Source organism: Mongoliimonas terrestris (assembly GCF_001927285.1).
Classification (GTDB): Bacteria; Pseudomonadota; Alphaproteobacteria; order Rhizobiales; family Pleomorphomonadaceae; genus Chthonobacter; species Chthonobacter terrestris.
Window position 1 is genome coordinate 402,762 of sequence record NZ_MSIG01000003.1, and the last position, 24,239, is coordinate 427,000.

At 69.3% G+C, this 24,239-nt stretch carries 25 protein-coding genes; 9 read left to right on the forward strand and 16 right to left on the reverse strand.

Features of this window, described 5'->3' with window-relative positions:
• Nucleotides 1-196 precede the first annotated feature (196 nt).
• The 8 genes from BUQ68_RS06355 (at nt 197) to BUQ68_RS06390 (ending at nt 9,390) form a co-directional block, all read left to right on the forward strand.
• Nucleotides 197-1,291: a transporter substrate-binding protein gene (locus BUQ68_RS06355; RefSeq protein WP_075215149.1), complete on the forward strand. Its 1,095-nt coding sequence runs from the start codon at nt 197-199 to the stop codon at nt 1,289-1,291.
• Nucleotides 1,288-1,896, forward strand: a complete 609-nt coding sequence (locus BUQ68_RS06360) for an ANTAR domain-containing response regulator (RefSeq protein WP_075215078.1) — start codon at nt 1,288-1,290, stop codon at nt 1,894-1,896. The genes BUQ68_RS06355 and BUQ68_RS06360 overlap by 4 nt, the downstream gene beginning before the upstream one ends.
• Complete coding sequence (locus BUQ68_RS06365; protein ID WP_075215079.1) at nt 1,874-2,758, forward strand: ABC transporter permease; 885 nt, start codon at nt 1,874-1,876, stop codon at nt 2,756-2,758. The genes BUQ68_RS06360 and BUQ68_RS06365 overlap by 23 nt, the downstream gene beginning before the upstream one ends.
• Before the next feature lie 6 nt (nt 2,759-2,764).
• The gene (locus tag BUQ68_RS06370) at nt 2,765-3,685 is read left to right on the forward strand and encodes an ABC transporter permease (RefSeq protein WP_075215080.1); all 921 of its coding nucleotides are present in this window, start codon (nt 2,765-2,767) and stop codon (nt 3,683-3,685) included.
• 56 nt (nt 3,686-3,741) lie between these two features.
• The gene (locus BUQ68_RS06375; protein WP_075215081.1) at nt 3,742-5,361 is read left to right on the forward strand and encodes an ABC transporter substrate-binding protein; all 1,620 of its coding nucleotides are present in this window, start codon (nt 3,742-3,744) and stop codon (nt 5,359-5,361) included.
• Between the two features lie 3 nt (nt 5,362-5,364).
• A complete protein-coding gene (locus BUQ68_RS06380) occupies nt 5,365-6,309 on the forward strand; it encodes an acetamidase/formamidase family protein (protein WP_075215082.1) in 945 nt (314 codons plus the stop codon).
• On the forward strand, nt 6,306-8,084 hold the full coding sequence (locus tag BUQ68_RS06385; protein WP_075215083.1) for an ABC transporter ATP-binding protein: 1,779 nt from the start codon (nt 6,306-6,308) through the stop codon (nt 8,082-8,084). The genes BUQ68_RS06380 and BUQ68_RS06385 overlap by 4 nt, the downstream gene beginning before the upstream one ends.
• Nucleotides 8,085-8,343: 259 nt before the next feature.
• Nucleotides 8,344-9,390 carry an ABC transporter ATP-binding protein gene (locus tag BUQ68_RS06390; RefSeq protein ID WP_075215084.1) on the forward strand — a complete coding sequence of 349 codons (1,047 nt, stop codon included), beginning with the start codon at nt 8,344-8,346 and terminating at the stop codon, nt 9,388-9,390.
• A gap of 12 nt (nt 9,391-9,402) precedes the next feature.
• Here BUQ68_RS06390 and BUQ68_RS06395 read toward each other — a convergent pair whose 3' ends face one another.
• The 12 genes from BUQ68_RS06395 to BUQ68_RS06450 form a co-directional block, all read right to left on the reverse strand.
• The gene (locus tag BUQ68_RS06395; RefSeq protein WP_245293174.1) at nt 9,403-11,043 is read right to left on the reverse strand and encodes an ABC transporter permease; all 1,641 of its coding nucleotides are present in this window, start codon (nt 11,041-11,043) and stop codon (nt 9,403-9,405) included.
• A gap of 89 nt (nt 11,044-11,132) precedes the next feature.
• A complete protein-coding gene (locus BUQ68_RS06400; RefSeq protein WP_075215085.1) occupies nt 11,133-12,113 on the reverse strand; it encodes an ABC transporter substrate-binding protein in 981 nt (326 codons plus the stop codon).
• Between the two features lie 145 nt (nt 12,114-12,258).
• A complete protein-coding gene (locus BUQ68_RS06405) occupies nt 12,259-12,558 on the reverse strand; it encodes a ferredoxin family protein (RefSeq protein WP_075215086.1) in 300 nt (99 codons plus the stop codon).
• Nucleotides 12,559-12,585: 27 nt separating this feature from the next.
• Nucleotides 12,586-13,893: an FAD-dependent oxidoreductase gene (locus BUQ68_RS06410; protein ID WP_075215087.1), complete on the reverse strand. Its 1,308-nt coding sequence runs from the start codon at nt 13,891-13,893 to the stop codon at nt 12,586-12,588.
• 22 nt (nt 13,894-13,915) lie between these two features.
• Nucleotides 13,916-15,025 carry an electron transfer flavoprotein subunit alpha/FixB family protein gene (locus BUQ68_RS06415; protein ID WP_075215088.1) on the reverse strand — a complete coding sequence of 370 codons (1,110 nt, stop codon included), beginning with the start codon at nt 15,023-15,025 and terminating at the stop codon, nt 13,916-13,918.
• A gap of 11 nt (nt 15,026-15,036) precedes the next feature.
• A complete protein-coding gene (locus tag BUQ68_RS06420; protein ID WP_075215089.1) occupies nt 15,037-15,888 on the reverse strand; it encodes an electron transfer flavoprotein subunit beta/FixA family protein in 852 nt (283 codons plus the stop codon).
• A 284-nt stretch (nt 15,889-16,172) separates the two neighbouring features.
• The gene (gene nifW, locus BUQ68_RS06425; RefSeq protein ID WP_075215090.1) at nt 16,173-16,496 is read right to left on the reverse strand and encodes a nitrogenase stabilizing/protective protein NifW; all 324 of its coding nucleotides are present in this window, start codon (nt 16,494-16,496) and stop codon (nt 16,173-16,175) included.
• Nucleotides 16,497-16,528: 32 nt separating this feature from the next.
• Nucleotides 16,529-17,266, reverse strand: a complete 738-nt coding sequence (gene cysE, locus BUQ68_RS06430) for a serine O-acetyltransferase (protein WP_075215091.1) — start codon at nt 17,264-17,266, stop codon at nt 16,529-16,531.
• Nucleotides 17,263-18,411, reverse strand: a complete 1,149-nt coding sequence (gene nifV, locus BUQ68_RS06435; RefSeq protein WP_075215092.1) for a homocitrate synthase — start codon at nt 18,409-18,411, stop codon at nt 17,263-17,265. The genes cysE and nifV overlap by 4 nt, the downstream gene beginning before the upstream one ends.
• A gap of 41 nt (nt 18,412-18,452) precedes the next feature.
• Nucleotides 18,453-19,655 (reverse strand): cysteine desulfurase NifS, encoded by a 1,203-nt coding sequence (gene nifS / locus BUQ68_RS06440; protein ID WP_075215093.1) that lies wholly within the window; start codon nt 19,653-19,655, stop codon nt 18,453-18,455.
• A gap of 85 nt (nt 19,656-19,740) precedes the next feature.
• Nucleotides 19,741-20,751: a Fe-S cluster assembly protein NifU gene (nifU, locus tag BUQ68_RS06445; protein ID WP_075215094.1), complete on the reverse strand. Its 1,011-nt coding sequence runs from the start codon at nt 20,749-20,751 to the stop codon at nt 19,741-19,743.
• Between the two features lie 35 nt (nt 20,752-20,786).
• The gene (locus BUQ68_RS06450; protein WP_075215095.1) at nt 20,787-21,107 is read right to left on the reverse strand and encodes a HesB/IscA family protein; all 321 of its coding nucleotides are present in this window, start codon (nt 21,105-21,107) and stop codon (nt 20,787-20,789) included.
• Between the two features lie 398 nt (nt 21,108-21,505).
• Between BUQ68_RS06450 and BUQ68_RS06455 the strand changes: the two genes are divergently transcribed.
• Nucleotides 21,506-22,195, forward strand: coding sequence for a class I SAM-dependent methyltransferase (locus BUQ68_RS06455; RefSeq protein ID WP_083656334.1), 690 nt, complete (start codon nt 21,506-21,508; stop codon nt 22,193-22,195).
• 27 nt (nt 22,196-22,222) lie between these two features.
• Here the strand turns inward: BUQ68_RS06455 and BUQ68_RS06460 are convergent, their stop codons facing one another.
• From BUQ68_RS06460 to BUQ68_RS06475, 4 genes are all read right to left on the reverse strand, one after another.
• Entirely contained in the window at nt 22,223-22,975 is a 753-nt protein-coding gene (locus BUQ68_RS06460) for a nitrogen fixation protein NifQ (protein ID WP_075215097.1), read from the reverse strand.
• Nucleotides 22,976-22,993: 18 nt separating this feature from the next.
• On the reverse strand, nt 22,994-23,308 hold the full coding sequence (gene fdxB, locus BUQ68_RS06465; RefSeq protein ID WP_075215098.1) for a ferredoxin III, nif-specific: 315 nt from the start codon (nt 23,306-23,308) through the stop codon (nt 22,994-22,996).
• Nucleotides 23,309-23,341: 33 nt separating this feature from the next.
• Nucleotides 23,342-23,542 (reverse strand): CCE_0567 family metalloprotein, encoded by a 201-nt coding sequence (locus BUQ68_RS06470; RefSeq protein WP_075215099.1) that lies wholly within the window; start codon nt 23,540-23,542, stop codon nt 23,342-23,344.
• Nucleotides 23,543-23,686: 144 nt separating this feature from the next.
• Nucleotides 23,687-24,151, reverse strand: a complete 465-nt coding sequence (locus BUQ68_RS06475) for a NifX-associated nitrogen fixation protein (protein WP_075215100.1) — start codon at nt 24,149-24,151, stop codon at nt 23,687-23,689.
• Nucleotides 24,152-24,239: the final 88 nt, after the last annotated feature.

Consider the following 24,239-nt stretch of genomic DNA (forward strand, 5'->3'; position numbering starts at 1 on the left):
CCTGCGCAAGAAATGCCCTGCCGGGCTTGACTGGCCCCCCTGATCGGCTAACGTGCCTCCCACATCACCCGCAGAACCGGGATCGGCATCAGAGCCCTGCCCACAGTCTTCGCAAGCAGACTGTGGCGGGGCTTTTCGTATTCGGCCAGGTCCGATCCCGGCTTTCGTGTATGAACATTGGACGTTGTCGAGCATCATGAAGCGTCGGATCGAACTCGGCCTCCTTTATTCCCGGTCCGGACCGTACGCCCTCATGTCGGAGGCGTGCCGCACCGGCGCCTTGTCGGCCATGGCCATGGTCAACGCCGACCCGGATCTCGACATCTCCTTCGTGCCGGTGGAGCGCGACCCCGGCGGCAACGTGGACCACTACGGCCCCCTCTGCGCCGACATCCTGCGCGACACCGGCGCCCGCCATGTGGTCGGCTGCGTCACCTCCTGGAGCCGCAAGGAGGTGATCCCCACCGTGGAGAAGTTCGGCGGCACCCTCTGGTACGCGGTGCCCTACGAGGGCTTCGAGGCCTCCGACCACGTGGTCTACACCCACGCCTGCCCGAACCAGCACCTCCTGCCGCTGCTCGACTGGGCGCTCCGCAGCCACGGCCGGCGCGCCACCCTGGTCGCCTCCAACTACATCTGGGGCTGGGAGCTGAACCGGCTCGCCCGCGAGACCGTCACGGCCGCCGGCGGCGAGATCCTCGCCGAGCGCTACCTGCCCATGGGCTCGGTGGACGTGGACCGCATGGTGGAGGAGATCCGCTTCACCCGGCCGGACTTCATCCTCAATTCGCTGATCGGCCCGTCGTCCTACGCCTTCCTCGCCGCCTACCAGGCGCTCGGCCGCGACGATCCCCACTTCCGGCCGGACCGCTGTCCGGTGCTCTCCTGCAACATGACCGAGTGCGAATTCCCCGCCCTCGGCGCCCGGGCGGAGGGCCTGATCGCCGCCGGCCCTTATTTCCGCGGCGTCACCGGCTGGCCGGGCGCGGGCAACTTCGGCAGTTCGTTCGAGGCGGCGGCCTTCGCCGCCGTGCGCCAACTCGCCCGCCTTCTCGCCCACCGGCCCGGCGCCGAGGCGGAAAGCCTGACGGACCTACTGAAGAGCCCCGCCGGCCAGGACGGCGTCATCGATCCGGAGACCCACCACACCACCTTGCCGGTTGTCATCGCGGAGGTGCGCGGCGGCGTCTTCCACGTCATCCAGCACCTCGGCGAGGTGGCGGGTGACCCCTATCTCACCCGGTCCCGCGCGCCCGCGGCCGCCACCCCCACCTTGCGAGTCGTCTCATGAAGCGGCCGATCCGCACCCACAACCTTGGCGGCGCGCTCGCCTTCATCCTGCACCGGCCGCACCCGACCGTGCAGGCGCTCGCCCGCCAGCTCACCGCCATCGGCCTGGAGGTGCAGGAGTGCTGGAGCGAGCTGCCCGCCCACGCGCTCGCCGCCGACTTCGTCTTCTTCGACGCCGACATGGGCTACGACGGCCAGTTCCCCTGGGCGTCCGGCGCGGCGCCCATGCCGCTCGTCGCCCTCATCGGCTCGGAGGCGCCGGGCCGGGTGGAATGGTCGCTGAAGGCCGGCGCCCACGCCCATCTCCTGAAGCCGGTCGGCGACAACGGCGCCTATTCGGCGCTCCTCATCGCCCGCGCCGCCTTCGACGCGGAGCGCGCGCTCTCCGCCGAGATCGCCGACCTGAAGCGCCGCATGGACGAGCGGCAGACGGTCGTGCGCGCCGTCACGCTCCTTGCCGCCCGCGGCAAGTCGGAGGCCGAGGCCTATGCCCAGCTCCGCCAGATGGCCATGGCCTGGCGGGTCAGCTTCGAAGACGCCGCCGCCCGCATCGTCGCCCGCTTCGCCGAGGGGAGGGACCAGGATGGCCAGCGCGGTCGCGGCTGATCCGGTGCGCCCAAAGGGCGCGCTCGCCCGGCTCCTTCAGCGCAAGCTGGCGCTGTTCGGTCTCGTTCTCATCGTCGCCGTGGTGGCGGGCGCCGTGTTCGCTCCGCTCATCGCGCCCTACGACCCGAACGCCCAGCATTTCGACGGCCTGACGCTGGAAGGCGCGCCCATGCCGCCCGGCGGCGCCTATCCGCTCGGCACCGACCTCCTCGGCCGGGACCTCCTGTCGCGCATCCTCTACGGGGCGCAGACCTCGCTCATCATCGGCGTGGTGGCGAACGGTATGGCGCTCCTCATCGGCACCCTCGTCGGCATCACCGCCGGTTATTTCCGGGGCATCGTCGGCGCCGTGCTGATGCGCTTCACCGATCTGATGATGGCCTTCCCGGCGCTCCTCCTCGCCATCTGCCTGGCCGCGATCTTCACGCCGTCGCTCTGGATCGTCGCGCTCGTCATCGCGCTCGTGAACTGGGTGCAGACCGCGCGCGTCATCTACACGGAGACGACCTCGCTCGCCGAGCGCGACTTCATCGCCGCGGAGAAGACCCTCGGCGCAGGCCACGGCCGCATCCTCTTCCGCCACATCCTGCCGCACCTCGTCCCAACCATCATCGTCTGGGGCACGCTCGGCATCTCCACCACCGTGCTCCTGGAAGCGACGCTCTCCTATCTCGGCGTCGGCGTGCAGCCGCCGACACCCTCGTGGGGCAACATCATCTTCGAGAACCAGACGTACTTCCAGGCCGCCCCCTGGCTGGTCTTCATCCCGGGCGCCTGCATCGTCCTCCTGGCGCTCGCCTTCAACCTCGTCGGCGACGCCCTCCGCGACGTGCTCGACCCGACCCAGCGCGGGAGGGACTGAGCCGCCATGGGCCCCTATCTCCTCCGCCGCCTCGTCCAGTCGGCGCTGATCCTCCTCGGGGTCAGCTTCATCACCTTCGTGCTTCTCTATGTGCTGCCAGCGGACCCGGTGCGACAGATCGCCGGCCGCTCGGCGACGGCCGCCACCGTGGAGAGCATCCGCCGCCAGCTCGGCCTCGACCAGCCCTTCCTCGTCCAGTACGGCCGCTACCTGTTCGGCCTGATCCAGGGAGACCTCGGCCGCAGCTACCTGCAGAAGACGGAGGTCGCCGCCCTCATCGCCTCGCGCCTGCCGGCCACGCTGCTCCTGATGGCGGGCGCGATCGTGTGCGAGCTGGTGCTCGGCCTCGCCATGGGCATCGCCGCCGCGCTCTGGCGCGGCCGGGCCGCCGACCAGGTGCTGATGACCACCTCCTTCGTCACCGTCTCGGCGCCCCAGTTCGTGGTCGGCCTCCTCCTCCTCTACGTCTTCGCCGTCTGGCTCCGGTGGTTCCCGATCGGCGGATACGGCACCTTCGCCCATCTGGTGCTGCCGGCGCTCACCCTCGGCATCCTCGGCTCCGGCTGGTACGCCCGCATGATGCGCTCGTCCATGATCGACGTGCTCCGGGCCGACTTCATCCGCACCGCCCGGGCCAAGGGCCTCGGCCGCGGCCGGGTGGTGCTCCGCCACGCGCTGCCCAACGCCATCCTGCCGGTGATCGCCATGATCGGCATCGACATCGGCATCTTCATGGGCGGCATCGTGGTGGTGGAAAGCGTGTTCGGCTGGCCGGGCATCGGCCAGCTCGCCTGGCAGGCGATCCAGCGCGTCGACATCCCCATCATCATGGGCGTCACCCTGGTGTCCGCCTGCGCCATCGTGATCGGCAACCTCCTCGCCGATCTCATCGCCCCCATGATCGATCCGCGGATCCGGCTGCGCTGACCCGCCGCCGGGCCTCGTCTGTGTGCGTCATAAAAACCAGAGGACAGGAGCCCAAGATGAAAAGACTGCTCGCCTCCACCGCGATCGCCCTGGCGCTGTCGCTTCCCGCCGTCGCCCAGGAGTACCAGCCGGATCCGGCCGCCAAGGCCGGCGGCACCATCACGGTCACCTACAAGGACGACGTGGCGACCCTCGACCCGGCCATCGGCTACGACTGGCAGAACTGGTCGATGATCAAGTCGCTGTTCGACGGCCTGATGGACTATGTCCCCGGCACCACCGAACTCCGGCCCGGCCTTGCGGAGAGCTACGAGATCTCCGACGACGGCCAGACCTTCACCTTCAAGCTGCGCACCGGCGTGAAATTCCACAACGGCCGCGAGATGACCGCCGAGGACGTGAAATACTCCCTCGACCGCGTCACCTTGCCGGCCACCCAGTCGCCCGGCGCCGGCTTCTTCGGCTCCATCAAGGGCTTCGACCAGATGATGGACGGCTCGGCGACCACGCTCGCCGGCGTCACCGTGGTCGACCCGACCACCGTGAAGATCGAGCTCTCCCGGCCGGACGCCACCTTCCTCCACGTGATGGCGCTTAACTTCGCCTCGGTGGTGCCCAAGGAGGCGGTGGACGCCGCCAATGGCGACTTCGGCAAGCAGCCGGTCGGCACCGGCGCCTTCAAGCTCGCCGAGTGGACCCTCGGCCAGAAGCTCGTCTTCGAGAAGAACGCCGACTACTGGCGCGCGGGCGTGCCCTATCTGGACGGCGTCGTGTTCGAGGTCGGCCAGGAGCCGATCGTCGCGCTCCTCCGTCTCCAGAACGGCGAGGTCGACGTGCCCGGCGACGGCATCCCGCCGGCGAAGTTCGTCGAGGTGATGGGCGATCCGGCCCAGGCGGCGCGCGTGGTCGAGGGCGGGCAGCTACACACCGGCTACATCACGCTGAACGTAACGCTACCACCGCTCGACAAGCCGGAGGTCCGCAAGGCCATCAACATGGCCATCAACAAGGAGCGGATCACCCAGATCATCAATGGCCGCGCCGTGCCGGCGACCCAGCCGCTGCCCCCGTCCATGCCCGGCTATACCGAGGGCTACGCGGGCATTCCCTATGACGTGGAAGGCGCCAAGAAGCTCCTCGCCGACGCCGGCCTTGCCGACGGCTTCGAGACCGAGCTCTACGTCATGAACACGGACCCGAACCCGCGCATCGCCCAGGCGATCCAGCAGGATCTGGCCGCCATCGGCGTCAAGGCGTCGATCCAGTCGCTCGCCCAGGCCAACGTGATCGAGGCTGGCGGCGCCGGCACGGCCCCCATGGTGTGGTCCGGCGGCATGGCCTGGATCGCCGACTTCCCGGATCCGTCCAATTTCTACGGCCCCATCCTCGGCTGCGCCGGGGCGGGCGAGGGCGGCTGGAACTGGTCCAAGTACTGCAACGAGGCGCTCGACGCCAAGGCGACCGAGGCCGACAGCATCACCGATGCGTCCAAAATGGCGGACCGCATGAAGCTCTGGTCCGACGTCTACATGGGTGTCATGGAAGACGCCCCGTGGGTGCCTGTCTTCAACGAGCAGCGCTACACCATGAAGTCGGAGCGCATGGGCGGCGCCGACGCGCTCTACGTCGATCCGGTGTCCATCCCGATCAACTACGACTACGTCTACGTGAAGTGATCCATGTGCAAGCAGTGCAACTACACGATCCACGGGCATCAGAGCCATTTCGGCTGGGACAATACGTTCGCCCCGGCCGAAAGGGTCGCCCCCGGATCGACCATCCTCTTCCATTGTCATGACAGTTCGGCGGGCCAACTTGGCCCGTCGTCCACCCTGGAGGACGTGAGGACGCTCGACTTCGGCCGGATCAACCCTGTGTCCGGGCCGATCTACGTGGAGGGCGCGGAGCCCGGCGACGCCATCAAGGTGACGATCGACAGCTTCGCCCCGTCGGGCCACGGCTGGACGGCCAACATCCCGGGCTTCGGGCTTCTGGCCGACCAGTTCACCGAGCCGGCGCTGCACGTGTGGACCTACGACACCACCAGCATGGCGCCGGCCATGTTCGGCACCCACGGCCGGGTGCCGCTGAAGCCCTTCGCCGGTACCATCGGCAACGCCCTCGCCGAGCCGGGCCACCACACGGTGGTCCCGCCCCGGCGGGTCGGCGGCAACCTGGACATCCGGGACCTTGCCGCCGGCACGACCCTCTACCTCCCGGTGGAGGTGGCCGGCGCGCTCTTCAGCGTCGGCGACACCCACGCCGCCCAGGGCGACGGGGAGGTCTGCGGCACGGCGATCGAAAGCCCGATGGACGTGGTGCTGACCCTCGACCTCGTGAAGGGCGCCAACCTGAAGACGCCCCGCTTCACGACGCCCGGACCGGTCACCCGGCACCTGGACGCCAAGGGCTACGAGGTGACGACGGGCATCGGTCCCGACCTGATGACGGCCGCCCGCCACGCGGTCGCCGACATGGTCGACTTCCTGGCTACAAACCGCAACATGACGCCCGTTGAAGCCTACATGTTGGTCTCCACTTGCGGGGATCTCCGCATCTCGGAGATCGTCGACATGCCGAACTGGGTGGTGAGCTTCTACTTCCCCCGGTGCGTCTTCGAATGAGCGCAGTCGCCGACCGTCCGTCCGGGATCCACAAGATCCCGGACGGCGCGCCCATCCTGTCCGTCCAGAATCTGACCGTCTCGGTGCGCACCGAAGCCGGCCTGAAGCCGCTCGTCCGCGACCTCTCGTTCGATCTCGGTCGCGGCGAAACCCTTGCAATCGCTGGCGAAAGCGGGTCCGGCAAGTCCATCACCTCGCTCGCCGTCATGGGCCTCCTGCCGCCGCCCGCCGTCCGCGTCACCGGCGGCGCCATCCGGTTCGGCGGCACCGACCTCACCCGGCTCCCCGAGGCCCGCATGCGGGCGCTCCGGGGCGACCGGATCGCCATGATCTTCCAGGAGCCGATGACGTCGCTGAACCCGGTGATGACCGTCGGCGACCAGCTCACCGAGGCCATCCGCGCCCACGCCCCGGTCTCCCGCAAGGACGCCCGCGCGCGTGCCCTAGAGGCCCTCAAGGCGGTCCGACTTTCCCAGCCGGAACAACGGCTTGACCAGTTCCCGCACGAGCTCTCCGGCGGCATGCGCCAGCGCGTGATGATCGCCATGGCGCTCGCCCTCAAGCCCGAGGTGCTGATCGCCGACGAGCCCACCACCGCCCTCGACGTGACGGTCCAGCGCGAGGTGCTCGACCTCCTCCGCGACCTCCAGCGCGACCTCGGCACTGCCATCATCCTGATCACCCACGACATGGGCGTGGTCGCCGAAATGGCCGACCGGGTCATCGTCATGCGCCAGGGCGAGGCGGTGGAGGAGGCCGCGACCGGCGACCTCTTCGCCCGCCCAGCGATGCCCTACACCCGCGACCTCCTCGCCGCCGTCCCCCGTATGGGCGCCGGCGCCGCCCGCCCGCCGGTCACCGGCGAGCCGGTCGCCAGGCTCGACGACGTGGTGGTGCGCTTCCCGATCCGGGAGGGCGTGTTCTCCGCCGTCCGCCGGCAGGTGCACGCGGTGGAGCACGTGAGCCTCCAGATCCGCCGCGGCGAAACCTTTGCACTCGTTGGCGAATCCGGCTGCGGCAAGTCCACCGTGGCGCGCGCCATGGTGGGCCTCGTGCCGCACCAGGGCCGCATCGAGATCGCCGGTCAGCCGCTCGAAGGCCTCGGCCGGGCGGGCCTCAAGGCGCTCCGCCGCCGCATCCAGATGGTGTTCCAGGACCCGATGGCGGCGCTCGACCCGCGCATGACCGTCAGTGACCTCATCACCGAACCGCTGGTGATCCACCGCATCGGCACCCCGGCCGAACGGGAGGCGCGCGCCGTCGACCTGATGCAGAAGGTCGGTCTTTCCGCCGATCAACTCCGCCGCTACCCGCACGAATTCTCCGGCGGCCAGCGCCAGCGCATCTGCATCGCGAGGGCGCTGGCCCTGAAGCCCGACCTCATCATCGCCGACGAATCCGTCTCCGCCCTCGACGTCTCCGTCCAGGCCCGCGTGCTCGATCTCCTCCGCGCGCTCCAGACCGAATTCGGCATCGCCTTCCTCTTCATCAGCCACGACATGGCCGTGGTGGAAAACATCTCCGACCGGGTGGCGGTGATGTATCTCGGCCAGATCGTGGAGACCGGCACGCGGGCGCAGGTGTTTGGAAACCCACAGCATTCCTACACCCGCCGCCTGATCGAAGCGGTTCCCGTCCCCGACCCCGCCCACGTCCGCCCACCCACCGTGCGCCTCGCCGGCGACGTGCCGAGCCCCGTGCACAAGGTGGGCGACGGGCCGGCGCGGGTGCGGCTGGTGGACGTGGGAGAGGGGCATCTGGTGGCGGAGGGGTAGCGGTTGACGGAGGGGGCAATCCCCCGACAGCGCACCACCATCGTCATGGTCCGCGCCGGCGGACCACCCACGCATGCTCTTGTTTTAGGGCCGTTTTCAGCGGTTTCTGTCGTCGTCGCCCAAAGCGTGGGTGGTCCGCCTTCGCGGACCATGACGATCGGTAGGATCAGAGCGGCCGACTGTACCGCACCACCCGGACCTCCCCGTCATCCCGCCGTCATCAAGCGCGGATACCGGCGGGCGGAAACAGGAGACCGGCATGACCTCCATCCGCCTCGACGGCGTGTCCAAGGCCTTCGGGCCGCACCAGGCCCTCGTCGACGTGTCGCTTGACTTCGCGGACGGCTCGTTCACGGCCTTGCTCGGCCCGTCCGGCTGCGGCAAGACCACCATCCTCCGCCTCCTTGCCGGCTTCGAGCGGCCGACCGCGGGCCGCGTGCTCTTCGACGGCGCCGTCGTATCCGCGCCGGATCGGAGCCTGCCGCCGGAAGAGCGCGACGTCGGCGTGGTGTTCCAGTCCTACGCGCTCTGGCCGCACATGACGGTGGCGGAGAACGTCGCCTATCCCCTCCAAGCGCGGCGCCGACCGGCGGACTCCGTGCGCCGGGAGGTGGCTGCCGCCCTCGACCAGGTGAACCTTTCGGCCTACGCCGACCGGCGCCCGGACGCGCTCTCCGGCGGCCAGCGGCAGCGGGTGGCGCTTGCCCGCGCCATCGTGGCGGATACAAGGGCGGTGCTCTTCGACGAACCGCTCGCCAACCTCGACGTCCACCTCCGCGCCCGGCTGGTGGAGGAATTCCGCCGCATCCACCGCCAGACCGGCCGCACCATGGTCTATGTCACCCACGACCAGGCCGAGGCGATCGCGCTCGCCGACCGGCTGGTGGTGATGGCGGCGGGCCGGATCCTGCAGGTCGCGGACCCGCGCACCGTCTACCGCTCGCCGGCCAGCGAGACCGTGGCGGCCTTCGTCGGGCGCGGCGCCGTGGTGGACGCGGCGGCGTCCGCCGTGGAGGCCGGCCGCGCCGCCGTCCGCCTCGCCGGCGCGACGCTGGACGTGCGGGCGGCGCCGGGCGTGACCGCCGGTCCGGTGCGGCTGCTTCTCCGACCGGAGGCGCTCGCGGCGACGCCGGACGGGGCGCTCGCCGGCACGGTGGTCCGCTCCACCTACCGGGGGCCGGTCAGCGAGCTGGAGGTGGCCCTCATGGACGGGTCGCGGCTCCATCTGGACACGCCGGACGACTGGGCCGAGGGCATGGCGATCCGGCTCCACGCCACCGACGGCTGGGCGATGCCGCCGGCCTGATACGGACCCGCCCTACCGCCAGGGGAGAACACCCGGCGGCAGCCGGCGGCCGAGCCGGTCGATCACCGCGAGCACCAGGAGCGCCACCACCAGCGTCGCCACCGCGATAGCGGCGGCGAGCGTGCCGTAGCCGCCGTCCTCCAGGTTGAAGAGCACCACGCCGAGGGTTTCGGTGCCGCTCGACCAGAGGAGGGCCGAGACCGTCAGCTCGTTGAACGCGGACAAAAAGACCAGGAGCCCGCCGGCGAGCGCCGCCGGCAGGAGCGGTGGCACCACGACGGTGACGAGGCGCCGCGCCGGTCGGGCGCCGGCTGCGGCGGCGGCCTCCTCCAGTTCGCGCGGCAGGGCCGCGAGCGCGGCGGTAACCGGCTTCAGGGCGAGCGGCAGGAAGCGGGAGAGGTAGGCGAAAAGGATGATCCAGGGCGTCGCGTAGAGCGAAATGCCGAGGAGAGGCAACGGCTTCAGGAAGATCAGGATGCACGCGATGGCGAGCACGATGCCGGGCAAAGCATAAGGCATGTCGGCGATGCCTTCGATCAGCCGGGCGAGCCGGCGTGGCATGCGGTCGAGCCCGCGCGCGAGGAGGATGGCGAGCACCGCCACGATGAGGGCGGCCGCGCCGGCCAGGAGCAGCGAGTTGCGGAAGGCCCGCACGGTGACGGCCTGGCGGGTCAGCACCTCCACATAGTTGGAGAGCGTCACCGTGTCGGCCCTCAGCGGCACGCCGAAGGTCGGAATGAGGGAGGCGGCGACGAGGCCGGCGAGCGGCACGAGGAGCGCGGCCCCGACCACCAGGAAGGCGAGCCCCGCCGCCGGCACGCGCCATCGCCCGAGCGGCAAACGGATCGGCGCGCCCGCCGCGATCGCCGTCCGGCCCCCGAGCGCCAGCGCCTGCAGGCCGATGGAGACGGCCGCGATGGCGCCGACCAGCACGGAGAGAGCCGCCACGTCCGGCAGAACCCGCGGGCCGCTGCTGGCGAGCTGCTGGTAGATGAGTGTCGGCAGCGTCGTGTAGCCGACCGGCAGGCCGAGAAGGGCCGGGATCCCGAAATTGCCGATCCCGGCCACGAAGGCGAGGGCCGCCGCCGCCACCAGATGCGGCCGGAGCAGCGGCAGCACCACCGTGCGAAGCGCCATCGCTTGCGAGGCGCCGGCCACCCGGGCGGCCTCGATCAGGTCGCGCGGGATGGCCGCAAGGCCCGCCCGCACGGTGAGGAAGACGAGCGGGGCGTGCTGGACCGCGTAAAGGAGTACGATGCCGTTGCGGCCGAGGAGCGGGTTGGGCGTGCCGGGCGGCGGCTTCAGGCCGACGAGGTCGAGGAGCGGGCTCGCCGGGCCGAAGGCTTTCAGGTAAGCGAGCGCCGTCACCTGGGGGGCGATCATCAGCGGCAGGATGAGGAGGAGCGCGAACAGGCGCCGGCCGGGCATGTCGGAGGCGCCCACGGCCACGGCGGCCGGCACTCCGAGGAGGAGCGCGCCGATCATGCCGAGGGCCGACACCTCCAGGGTGCGCCAGGTGGCGGCGAGCGCGGCCGGGCTCGTCACAACGGCGAGGAAACCCGGCGCGGCGGCGTCGGCGCCGGGCGCGAGCGCCACCATCGCCAGTCGGGCGAGCGGCAGCAGCGACAGGAGGGCGATGACGAGAACGGGCAAGCCGGCCGCCCCGAGGGCGACCGGCAAGCGTGGCAGGCGAACGGGCACCGGGGCGCCCGCCTTCAGGCGAAAGACGCGGCTCACACCGGTCAGGGCGTGGCGCCGAAGATCTGGCCGAAGGTGTCGCGGTTCTTCTGCTCGTCGGCGAGCGCCTTCGCGGCGTCGAACGGCAGCACCTTGATGGCCGAGCGGTCCGGGTAGCCGGCCGGCAGGGCGACCGCCGGGTGCGCCGGGATATAGCCCTGGGCGCTCGCGAGCGTCTGGCCCTCCTCGGAGATGAGGAAGTCCACGAAGGCCTTGGCGGCGTCCGGGTTCTTGGTGGAGGCCATGATGGCGACCGGCTCGGTGACGGCAGACACGCCCTCGGCGGGGAAGACGAACTCGACCGGCGCGCCCTTGGCCTTCTCGCGGATCGGCATGAAGTCGACGATCATGCCGTAGAGCTTCTCGCCGCCGGCCACCGCCTGCAGCACGCCGCCGTTGGCGCCCTGGGCGAGCGCGCCATTCTCGGCGAGCGCCTTGTAGAAGTCCCAGCCCTCGGGAAGGTTGGAAGTCAGCGTCACCGTGTGGATGAGCGCGGCGCCGGAGGCGAGCGGGCTCGGCAGGATCACCTGACCCTTGGCGGCCTCGGCGGTGAGGTCCTTCCAGGAGGTCGGCTTCATCGGGGCGGCGGTGTTGTAGACGATGCCGGTGGTGATGAGCTTGGTGGAGAAATAGGTCTTGGCCGCGTCGTGCAGGCCGGCGTCGTAGGCCGACACGTCGGCGCCTTCGTGGGCCATCAGCAGGCCCTCGGCCTTGAGGCCTTCCATGGTCACCACGTCGGCGATCAGGAGCACGTCGGCCTGGGGCGCGCCGGCTTCGATCTCGGCGCGGAGCTTGGCCATCACCTTCGGGGTGCCGTCGCGGACGAACTCCACGGTCACGCCCGGGTTGGCGGCCATGAAGGCGTCGACGGTCTGCTGGGCGTCGGCGTTCGGCTGGCTGGTGTAGAGCACCAGCTTGCCCTCGAGCGCCTGGGCGGCGCCGGTGAGAAGAGCGAGGGTGAGGGCGGCGGTTGCAAGACGGCGCATAGGGAGGGGTCTCCGGTCGGGTCAAGGACGAACGGCACCCGGCGGCGATCCCGTGCGCTGGGCAGGGGTCGCCGACGGTCCCGCTTCGTCTAGTGACCTTGGAAGACAGTCCTATGACGCTTGCATCCTAGTAAGCCGGCTTGCCTCAGCCGAACTTGAACAGCACGCCGTAGCCGCCGCGCGGGTAGTTCCAGGTGATCTCGCCGGTCTCCTCGCAGAGGACCCGGCAGGTGCCGCATTCCATGCAGCCGTCCGCCACGATCTCCACCTGTCCGGCGTCGTTCTTGGCATAGCAGCCGGCCGGGCAGATCTTGGTCATGGCGACCAGATTGGCGGACGGGGTCTCGTGCGGCGTCACCGTGATGTGCGGCTTGCCGGCGTCCACCTGATAACGGTTCTGGTAGAGCTTCTCCTCGACCCGAGGAGCTTTGACGGGGGCGGTCATGGGTCGGTCCTCCGGTGGGGTTTCGGTTCAGCGCCAGGCACGGGCGAGGCGGAAGGCGTCGCCCACGAGGCCGGTCCACGACCGGGTGCGGGCGAAATTGCGCAGGGTGGCCTTCTCCTTGTCGAGCTTCGGCGTGCCGTCGACGCGCACGAAGTCCTCCATGGCCTTGGCGACCAGCTGCGGATAGGTGAGGAAGAAGTTGGACGAGTGCGTGTGCAGCAGCTTCGGCATGTCCTTGTACTTCTTCAGGTCCTTCATGACGAAGCTGCCGTCCACCAGGGTCTTGTAGAGAGCGAGGTTGTCCTTGGTGAAGGGCAGCTTGCGCGACTTGAGCTGGAAGATGGCCTCGGCGGCGAGCCGGCCGGTCGTCATGGCGAGGTTGGAGCCCTCGCGGTGGATGGCGTTGTTGAACTGGGCGGCATCGCCCACCACCACCCAGCCGTCGCCGAAGAGCTGCGGAATGGCCTTGTAGCCACCCTCCGGAATGAGGTGGGCGGCGTATTCCTTGATCTCCGCATCGGCGAGCAGCGGGCGGATCGACGGGTGCTGGCGGAAGGCGTCGAGCAGGCCGTAGGGGGTCTCGTCGCCCTCGGCGAAGTCGGAGACGAGGCAGCCGAAGCCGACCGAGAGGCTCTCCTTGTTGGTGTAGACGAAGCCCATGCCGGTCATCCCCTTGGAGATGGTGCCGGCGGCCTCGATCACCGCGCCTGCGTCGCCGTCGAGGTTGAAGCGCGCCTCGATGGTCTCGCGCGGCATGAAGTGCATCTCCTTGACGGCGAGCGCCACCTGGGCCGCCTTCGGCCGGTCGCGCAGACCCGCCCGGGTGCCGAGAAGGCCGTTGACGCCTTCGGCGAGCACCACCACGTCGGCGTAGATCGGCCCGCCGGCCCGGTCGGTGCGCACGCCGATCACCGCGCCGTCGCGGCCGGTGACGAGATCCGTCACGGTCGTTTCGGTGAGGACGATCGCGCCCTTCTCCCGCACCTTGCCGTTGAACCAGCGGTCGAACTGGGAACGGATGATGGTGTAGCGGTTCGGCTTCTCCTCGTTGAAGGCGTCGGACCGATAGTGCATGCCCGTGTGGGCGGTGTCGGACATCATCCAGAAGCGCTGTTCCACCAGGTGGCGCTCCAGCGGCGCGTCCTCCCGGAAGTCCGGGATGATCTTCTCCAGCATGTCGGCGTAGAGGATGGCGCCCTGCACGTTCTTGGAGCCGGGGTATTCGCCCCGCTCCAGCTGCAGGACCTTCAGCCCCCGCTCGGCCATCACGTAGGCGGCGGCGTTGCCGGACATGCCGGCGCCGATGACGATGGCGTCGAACTTCTCTTCGGCCATGGCGGGTCTCCTTCCGGGCGGCTCAGCCGGCGATCCGGTCGCGGGTGTGGGGCGAGAAACGCCGGGCGACGGCGTCGGTGAGGGCAGGCAGGAAGCGCACCGCGTCGGTGACGATGGCCACGTGCGCGAAGTCCATGATGGGGGCGTTCGGGTCGGTGTTGATGGCGACGATCATGTCGGCGCCGTCGACGCCCACCCGGTGCTGGATCGCGCCGGAAATGCCGGCGGCGATGTAGAGCTTCGGCCGGATGGTCTTGCCGGTCTGGCCGATCTGACGGTCGGAGGGGATCCAGCCCTTCTGGACGAGCGGGCGGGAGCCGCCGAACTCCGCGCCGAGCGTGGCGGCGAGCCGGCGGACGAGCTGGAAGTTCTCCGCGCTCTGCAGGCCGAGTCCGCCCGCCACCACCACGTCCGCATAGGCGAGGTTGTTCTTGGTGGACGTGCGGTCCGGCAGGAAGGAGAGGAGCTTCGTCACGATGTCCGCTTCGGAAAGGTCCGGCGCGAACGGCACCACCCGGCCGGTGCGGCCCTCCTGGCGCTCCGGCATCTTCATGACGCGCGGGCGCACCGTCGCCATCTGGGGCCGGAAGTTCAGGGTGTAGATGGTGCAAAGGAGCGAGCCGCCGAAGGTCGGGCGGGTCGCGGCGAGCGACTTGTCGGCGTCGACGGCGAGCTCCGTGCAGTCGGCGGTGAGGCCGGTGAGGAGCGTCGTCGCCACCGAGCCGGCGAGGTCGCGGCCGAGGGTGGTGGCGCCGAGGAGCAGGATCTCCGGCTTGTGGGCGTTGACGAGGTCCGTCATCGCCTTGGAGTAGGGCTCGTTGCGATAGTCGCGGAGCGTCTCGTGCTCGACCAGGTAGACGAGGTCGGCCCCGTAGGCGAAGGCCTCGGCGGCCGCCTCCAGCGTCCCGGTGCCGGCGGCGCCCATGACGACGCCGGCAAGCTCCACGCCGAGCTGGTCGGCGAGCTTGCGGCCTTCGCCGAGCAGTTCCCAGGAGACTGGGTGCACCTGGCCCCGCTCCTGTTCGACCAGCACCCAGACGTGCTTGTACGCCTTGAAGTGCTCGGGCAGTTCCTTCTTCATCGAGGCGCGGCTGCCGGCGGCAGGCGCGGGGGCGGCGGGCTTGTCGGACATGACGGGCCTCCTCAGATACCGGCGGCGAGATGGGTGAGATCGGCTTCCAGCGAGGGCTGGCGGGCCAGGATGGCGTCGATGAGCGCGTCGGCGTCCGCGGCGGCCTTGCCGGAGACCGGCACGGCGGCGGCCTTCTCGGAACGGGGCGCGGGCGCGAACACCCGCTTCACCACCGTCGGCGAGCCGCGCAGGCCGCACTTGGTGACGTCCTCGATGCCGGCGTCCTTGGCGCTCCAGGTGACGATCTCGGCGCGGGCGGCGCGGAGCGCGTCGTGGATGGAGCCGCGGCGGACCTGGTTGACGCCTTCCAGCATGGTGACGAGGCAGGGCAGGCGGGTGACCAGCGTCTGGGTGCCGCCTTCCGCGCGCCGTTCCACCGTGAGCGTGCGGGCCTCGGGATCGCAAGCGACGATCTTCTGGATGTAGGTCAGCTGCAGAAGGTCGAGCCGCTTGGCGACGCCGGGGCCGACCTGGGCGGTGTCGCCGTCGATCGTCTGCTTGCCGGCGAACACGATGTCCGGCGCCCCGAAGGTCTCGCCGATCTTGCGGATCGCCTGGGCGAGCGCGAAGGAGGTGGCGAGCGTGTCCGACCCGGCGAAGAAGCGGTCGGTGAGGAGCACCGCCCGGTCCGACCCGTAGGTCAGGCACTTGCGCAGCGACTCCGAGGCCGTCGGCGGGCCCATGGTGAGCACGGTGACCGTGCCGCCCAGTTCGTCGCGCAGGCGCAGCGCCTCCTCCAGCGAGAAGAGGTCGTAGGGGTTCACGATCGACGGCACGCCTTGCCGCATGATCGTGTTGGTCACCGGGTGGACGCGGATCTGGGCGCTGTCCGGAACCTGTTTGATGCAGACCACGATGTGCATGGGCGGTCCCTTTCGGGTTGAGGATCTGCGGGGGAAATCGCAAGGCCCGTGCCGGTTTGCGGCGCGTTGTTTTTAAAAGAAAATCCGGAACGTCCGCCCGACCTGTCGTGTGGGTTTGTCGAACATGCGACAGGCCGTGTGGGGCGGGTTTGCCGGTGTGGTCCGGCTGCGCGCGCTGGTCGACGAGCGCCCGGAACGACGAAGGCCCCGACGCCGGCCTGCCCTTCGGAGGAAGGACGGGGCGAGGGGGCCTTCGGCAAAGGCGGAGCCGATGAGCGGTGCGGTCAGCCGAACAGGCTCTCGAAGCTGACGAACGCGCCCTGGGGCTTGGCCGGGTCGCGGTCCTTCAGCACCTTGAAGAGGCGGGCGTTGACCGGGCTCTTGTCCAGGAACTCCTCGTAGGCGTCGGCAAGGACGGTGCGGCAGGCGGCGGTGACGGCGGCGTCGTCCATGCCGTCGAACGAGCGGCCTGCCAGATACTGGCCCATCCGCTTCAGGATGTGCAGGCGGGCGATGCCGAGGCGGGTCGGGTCGAACGGCACATCAAGGGTGACGAAGAACTCCTCCGCGGAGGAAAGGCCTTTGAGCGTCGAAAGCACGTCGGACATCAGCGTGTCTCCTGTCGGAAGGGAAGGCGCATTCAATGGGCGGGCAGGCCGGGTTCGTTTGCGCTGTCGCAGGGCAGCGCCCCCGGGCCGCGGGTGGCGCGAACCTCGGCCCGGACCTCGGCGAGGCGAACCTCCAGGAAGTTCACCCGGTCGACCAGATAGGAGAGGGCGTCGCCCACCGGGTCCGGCATCTCGTGATGCTCCAGGTCGATGCGACCGCCTTCCAGGGTCCGCCGTTCGGCGGCGGAGCGGACGACCCGGCCCGGGATGCCCACCACGGTGGAATTGGGCGGCACGTCCTCGATGACGACGGAGTTGGCGCCGATGCGCGCCCCGGCTTCCACGGTGATCGGCCCCAGGATCTTGGCCCCGGCGCCCACCAGCACCCGGTCGCCGAGGGTCGGATGGCGCTTGCCCGGCGACCAGGACGTGCCGCCGAGGGTGACCCCGTGATAGAGCGTCACGTCGTCGCCGACGACGGCGGTCTCGCCGATCACCACGCCGGCGCCATGGTCGATGAAGAAGCGCTCGCCGATGGTGGCGCCCGGGTGGATGTCCACGTTGGTGACGAGCCGCCCGAACCAGGACAGGAAGCGCGCCGTGAAGCGGAAGCCGCGGCGCCAGAGCGGCGCGGCGATCCGGTGCAGCACCACCGCGTGGAGGCCCGGATAGGTGAGCACGATCTCCACCGTGCCGCGGGCCGCCGGATCGCGCGAGCGGATGCAGGCGATGTCGCCGCCGATGCGGGCGAGCGCGGTGCGGGCGCTCATTCGGCCGCTTCCAGGTAGCTGGAGGCTGCGGAACTCGTCTCCACCATGCGGCGGAGGTCCGACACCGGGACGGGCGCCTTGGTCCGGAGCGCCCGGTCCTTCACCTGCCGCAGCACGTCGAGGGTGAGGCTGTCGTGGAGCGGCAGACCGAGGTCGGCGAGCACGCTGCGGAGCGCCCCGAGGCCGGAGTGCTTGCCGAGCACGACCCGGTGCCGCCGGCCGAGGTCCGCCGGGTCGAGCGCCTGGTAGGTGCGTACGTCCTTCAGGAGCGCGGCGACGTGGATGCCGGACTCGTGCGTGAAGATGTCGGACCCGACCACCGCCTTGCCGGCCGGGATCGCCCGGCCCGCCGCCTCGCCGATGAGGGCGGCGAGGCTGCCGAGGGCGCGGGGGTCGACGCCCGTGGTGCGGTCGAGGACGGCCTTCACGGCCACCACGATCTCCTCCAGGGGCGCGTTGCCGGCCCGCTCGCCGAGCCCGGTGACGGTGACGCTGGCGTGGGTGGCGCCGGCGCGGATGGCGGCGAGCGTGTTGGCGGTGGCAAGCCCCAGGTCGTCGTGGCCGTGGAACTCGATCGGCAGGCCCGTCTCGGCCCGGACGGCGGTGATCGCCTCATAGGTGCCGAACGGATCCAGCACCCCGAGCGTGTCGGCGAAGCGGAAGCGCCAGGCGCCCTCCGCCGCGGCTGCCCGGACGAGCAGGCCGATGTCGCGGGCGTCGGCCCTTGAGGCGTCCTCGCCGCCGAGGGAGACGGCAAGGCCCTGGGCGGTGGCGTGGGCGACCACCCGGCGGACACGCTCGGCCACCGCGGCCACGTCCGCCTTCATCTTCACGGCCATCTGCAGCCGCGACACCGGTACCGAGACGTTCACATGCCGTACGCCCGCCGCCACGGCGGCGTCCACATCGTCCTCCCGCAACCGGCACCAGGCCATCACCCGGATGGGCAGGCGCTCGTCCATGATGGCGGCGATCGCCTCGATCTCGTCGGCGCCCATGGCGGGGGTGCCGGCCTCGATCTCATCCACGCCGGCGGCGGCAAGGGCGCGGGCGATGAGCACCTTCTCGTCGGTGGTGAAGGCGACGCCGGGGGCCTGTTCGCCGTCCCGGAGGGTCGTGTCATTGATCGCGATGCGGTCCGTCATGGAAACGTCCTCCGGGTGAAAGGCGAGATCAGGCGGCGGGATCAGGCGTAGACGGGCTTGAAGGCCTTCGGCGTCTCGTTGGTGCCGGCCCAGAAGGGCGACAGGTCGCGCAGCTTCTCCAGGATGCCCGGCAGCACGTCGAGCACCCGGTCCACGTCCTGGTCGGTGTTCTCGCGGCTGAAGGAGAAGCGGATGGAGCCGTGGGCGGCCGTGAAGGGGATGTCCATGGCGCGGAGCACATGGCTCGGCTCCAGCGAGCCGGACGTGCAGGCCGAGCCCGACGAGGCGGCGATGCCGGCCCGGTTGAGGTGGAGGAGGATGGCCTCGCCCTCCACGTATTCGAAGGCCACGTTGCAGGTGTTCGGCAGCCGGTCGTCCTTGTCGCCGTTGACGAAACAGTTCGGGATGCGCTGCTGGATGCCGGCCTCCAGCCGGTCCCGGAGCGCCTTCACCCGCGTGTTCTCCTCTTCCATGTGCTGGAGCGCGAGGGCCGCCGCCTTGCCGAGGCCGACGATGGCGGGCGCGTTCTCGGTGCCAGCGCGCCGGCCGCGCTCCTGGTGGCCGCCGCGGATCAGCGGCTTGAAGCGGGTGCCGCGGCGCACGTAGAGGGCGCCGATGCCCTTCGGCCCATGCAGCTTGTGGCCGGAGAGGGAGAGCATGTCGATGACGCTCGACTTCATGTCGATCGGCACCTTGCCGACCGCCTGGACGGCGTCCGTGTGGAAGAGCGCGCCGACGGCCTTGGCCATCTCGGCGAGGCCCTCCACGGGGAAGATGGTGCCGGTCTCGTTGTTGGCCCACATGAAGGTGACGAGGGCCACCTTGTCGGAGAGCGCCGCCCGGTAGGCGTCGAGGTCGAGCCGGCCGGCCTTGTCGACGCCGATGCGGTGGATCCTGGCGCGGCCGGTCTTCTCCAGGTGGTCGCAGACGGCGAGGATGGCCGGGTGCTCCACCTTGGAGGTGATGATCTCGGTGCGGTCCGGTAGGGATTCCAGAGCCGAGAAGATGGCGGTCGAGTCGCTCTCGGTGCCGCCGGCGGTGTAGACGATCTCATGGTCGTGCTCGGCGCCGAGGAGGGCCTGCAGCTCGCGCCGGGCCGTCTTCAGGGCGCCGCCCACCTCCGCCCCGAAGGCGTGGATGGACGAGGCGTTGCCGAACTGCTCGGTGAAGAAGGGCAGCATGGCCGCCACCACGGAGGGTTCGACGCGGGTGGTGGCGTTGTTGTCGAGATAGACCGGGGTCATCGGGGCCTCCGTCTGGGGGCGAAAAGCGTGCGGGCGGAAGGACTTGGGAGGGGTCGGGCGGCCGGTCGCGGCCGCCCGGCGCAGCTCAGACCGGGACGACCCGGAAGGGCAGGCCGATCTTCACGGCAAGCCGCTCCTGGATGCCGGAGATGGTGACGCTCGACATCTGGCAGCCGACGCAGGCTCCGGAGAGCTTCACCTTGACGGTGTTGCCGTCGACGTCGATGAGTTCGCAGTCGCCGCCGTCCTGGCGGAGATACGGGCGCATCTCCTCGATGGTCTCCTCCACGAGGCGGATCTTCTTCAGCATGGTGAGACCGCCGCTGGCCGAAGGCGCTGCCGAGGAGGGCGGCGGGACCAGGGCGATCTGGTCGAGGGAGATCATCGGGGCGGCGGCCGGGGCCGGCTTCGGCTCCTCCGGGGCCTTCACGAAGCCCCTCATTTCTCTTGCTTTTTGCTTGACGACCGCCTGGCTGGTGCCGCCCAGCCGATAGGCCTCGTGCTCGGCGAGGAGGCCCTCGGCGACCATTTCGGCGTTCACCTTCGCAAGGCAGGCCTCCAGGCCGTCGAAGCAGGTGAGGCAGCCGCCGCCGGCCTTGGTGAAGGCGGTGACCTGTTCGATGGTGGTGAGCTTGTTCATGCGAACCGCCCGCTCCACCATGCCTTCGTCGACGCCGAAGCACTTGCAGAGGAGGGCGCCCTCCTCGTGGTCGTCGTGCCATTCCTCGCCGCGATAGTTGGCGATCGCCGCCTGCAGGGCCTCGTAACCCATGACGCTACAATGCATTTTCTCAGGCGGCAGGCCGCCGAGGAAATCCGCGATGTCCTGGTTGGTCATCTCCAGGGCCTCAGTGAGCGTCTTGCCGATGACGAGCTCGGTCAGCGCCGACGAGGAGGCGATGGCGGAGCCGCAGCCGAAGGTCTGGAAGCGCGCGTCCTCGATGATCTCGGTCTCCGGGACGACCTTCAGCATCAGCTTCAAGGCGTCGCCGCACGAGATGGCGCCCACTTCGCCGACAGCATTCGCCTCGGCAAGTGCGCCGGCATTCTTCGGGTTGAAGAAATAGTCCTTGACCTTGTCGGTATAGTCCCACATGGCCGATCTCCTGGATTGTCGGATGAGGTCTGGTCTCAGCCGAAGGACTTGCCGCAGGCGCACTTCTCGGCAGCGTTCGGGTTTTCGAAGACGAAGCCGGAGTTCTCAAGGCCCGTGACGAAGTCGATCGTCATGCCATTGACGAGCGGCTGCGACCGTTCATCGATGAAGACGGTGACGCCGTCCTTCTCGATCACCTCGTCGCCATCGCGGGCGGCGCTCTCCAGACCCATCATGTACTTGAAGCCGGCGCAGCCGCCCGCCTCCACGACGATCCGAAGGCCGGCGGCGGTGCCGGCCGCGCGGGTGAGGGCGGTCTTGACGGCGGAGACGGCATTGTCGGTCAGGTCGATCATGGTCCACTCCCGGTGGTTCGAGGGTCGACCTATGGGAGCAGGCAGCGTGCCAGTTTCCAGGGCGTTGATTCCGTTGCAATTTTGACGCTTTCGCGGTGTCGGCTTGGCGACAATCGTCCGGTTTGCGACAGCGCCGACAAGGGTCCTGTCCGGTCTGTCGGGCGCGACGCGGAGGGCGCCGGCGGCTTTTCTTCACCGTTTTCCCGTTGTTGTTTCAAGAGTTCAGCAATAGTGAAATAAACCTTATGTAAGGGTCGTGGGGAGACCGGGTGGTTCGGGCTATTGCGCCGCACCGCGGTTCAAGTATTCTGCATCCCACATTTGTTAGAGTCACATTCTGTAAAGACGCTGCCCTTGATAGACTTCTGACGTTTCGCGCATCGGCTCTGGGAGGAGACATGAAGCTCGCGATCAAACACGCAGTCGGTCGTTTACTGTCTGACTTTCCTGTTCTTCAGACGCGCGTGAAGCGCTGGAACGAACTGCTGTTCTGGCGAAAAACGCTGATGCAGGCGAAGGGCAATTTCTACAACGCTCACCTGCAGGAGTTCTACACGACCTTCTTCGGGTTGGATTTCGAACACTATGCCGGCAAGCGGGTGCTGGACGTCGGCTGCGGGCCGGTGGGCAGCCTGGAATGGGCGACCAACGCGGCGCGCCGTGTCGGCCTCGATCCGCTGGCGGACGACTATGTGAAGCTGAACAAGGGCCGGCACGCCATGGAATATGTGCAGGGCCCCAGCGAACAGATGCCGTTTCCGGACGCGTCGTTCGACATCGTGGCGATGTTCAACGCGCTCGACCATGTGGAAAACGTGCAGAAGACGGTCGGAGAGCTTTCGCGCGTGACGGCACCGGTCGGAGATCTGCTTCTGATCTACGAGATCAACCATCCGCCGAGCATCACTGAACCCCATATGCTGGATGCGGACCTGATCAAGACCTTCAAGAATTTTGACGTGGTCAGCTGCCGGATCTTCGGTATCCGGGATGATCATAACGTCTACGGCAGCCTGATCGATCGGCTGCCGCACACGGATCCTTCGAGCGAGGGTATTCTCTGCGCGCATCTGCGCAAGAAGGCCTAAGTCCCTGTCCTTGATAGCGAAATCGGATCAGGCGGTTGCCACTGCGGCGCGGCGGAGGGTGGCGAGCATCGTCTCGCCGTCCTCCGGGCCGAAGCAGTCGGCGAAGTCCCGGCAGACGCCGCAGCTGGGCGCGCTGCAAAGCACGAAGCCTTCCGCCTCGCAGAGCTGGCGGTAGAAGAACTTCTTCCACCGCATGGCGGTGGTGTTGCGCGCCGCAAGATCCGGAAAAGCAAACTCCAGCAAGGCCTTGAGGTCCGCCCGCGAGGCGAGGCCGAGATCCTGCCAGAGGTGGTTCGGCTCCATGGCGCGGCGGGCGACGACCCGGGCGAGCCGGGTCAGGTCGTCCGTGTCGGCGGCCCGATGGCGGTGGAGGAGCAGGCGGACCTGGGCCTCCTCCTCGTCTTCGTCCCCGGCCGCAACAGAGGACAAGATGTCGTCGTTTGTCGCGCCTTTGTCGTGCGATGAAGCGGCCTTGTAGCCCCGTTGTTCGGCGACTGTCGCCGCGTCGTCGCCGCTTGTAGCGGCGTCGTCGCCGATCACGGCCGACCCATGCGGAAGACGCGCCCCGATGGAGCGGAGATCGTCCCCCGAGAGGCCGGTGCGCCGGCCGATCGACTCGCCCGTGCGCGCGGTCTCCTCCGCGGCGAGGAGCAGGATGCGGGTGAAGGCGTCGGCCAGAATCGGCGCCAGGGCGAACGACCCGTCGGACCCGACCTCGCGACCGACACCGTGGGGCGTGCCGGACGATGGTCCACCGTCGTAGGGTGCAAAGATCCGCATCGATCCACCCCCTCCGGTTCAGGCTGCCAGCTTGTCGGCGGCCACGTGGGTCTGGCAATTCTTCGGGCAGACGCGGGCGCAGGAGCCGCAGCCGATGCAGGCGCCGGCATTGTCCAGCACCATGATGGAGCGGTTGAGCTCGCCGTCGAAATCGTCGTCCTCGCCCTCACGGATCTGGCCGAGGACCTTGCCGTCCTCGTCCACCCCGTAAAGGTGCATGACATCTCGGGAGCAGACCTTGTAGCAGCGGCCGCAGCCGATGCAGGTCTTGTCGTTGATGGCGGTGAGGTAGGACGGCGTCCAGGCGGAGCCGTCGCGGGTGGTGAAGGCCATGGGTGTCACCTCTGGCGGGCGGGTGGGGTGGGGTCAGGCGGACTCCAGCGCCTTCAGCTTGGCGCGGGCTTGCGTGAGGGCGGCGTAGGCCTCGAAGGTTTCCTTGGCGACGGCTGGGATCTTCTCAAAGTCGTTCGGAAGCTCCTCGGAAAGGTCGTGCAGGTTCATCTTCATGGTGGTGGCCTTCTGGGAAAGCTTCTTCACCGTGGCCTTGAGGTCTTCGATCTCGGACATGGGTGGAGGTCCTGGTTGAGGTGTGTTGGCGGGTGAGGCGGGCGAACCCCTCCCCGACCGGCTTTGCCGGTCGACCCTCCCCGCAAGGGGGAGGGTGGGCGGCGGTTCTGGCGCGAGGGTGGGGGCGGTTCGGGCGGATGGGCGTCAGACGCGGGCGACCTCGGGGTGGGCCTCGATCTCGGCGCGGGCCTTGGCGACGTACTTGGCGCCCTCCGCGGCAAGGGCGGTGAGGTCGTCGAAGCCGAAGCGGTGGACATCGCGCAGGTGCCGGGAAAGGGCGATCAGCTTGCCGGCGATCAGCACCAGGCGGCCGAAGCCCTCATGGCTCATCTTCATCATCGGGCCGGCCATGACGCCGGTCTCCGCCTCAACGGTGAGACCGACGGCGGTGTAGAACATCTCGATGCGCCACAGCACGTCCGGGTCCGGGTCGCCGATGATCGGCATGGCCCGGCGCTGCTCCTTGGTGACGACGAAGTCCTTCAGGATCTCCGCGTCGGGCTTGGATTCCCACACGCCGTGGGTGTCCTGGGCGCGGAGGAGCCGGAGGAGCGTGGCGGTGAAGGGCTGCGAGAGCGCGAGGGCGTCCTTGTCGACGGTGTCCAGCATGGGGGCGGTCCTTGGATGTCGGGGGGGCATCAGGGGGAGGGGGCGAGTGGCGTGGGGGCAGAAAAGCGTGGGTGGTCCGCCTGCGCGG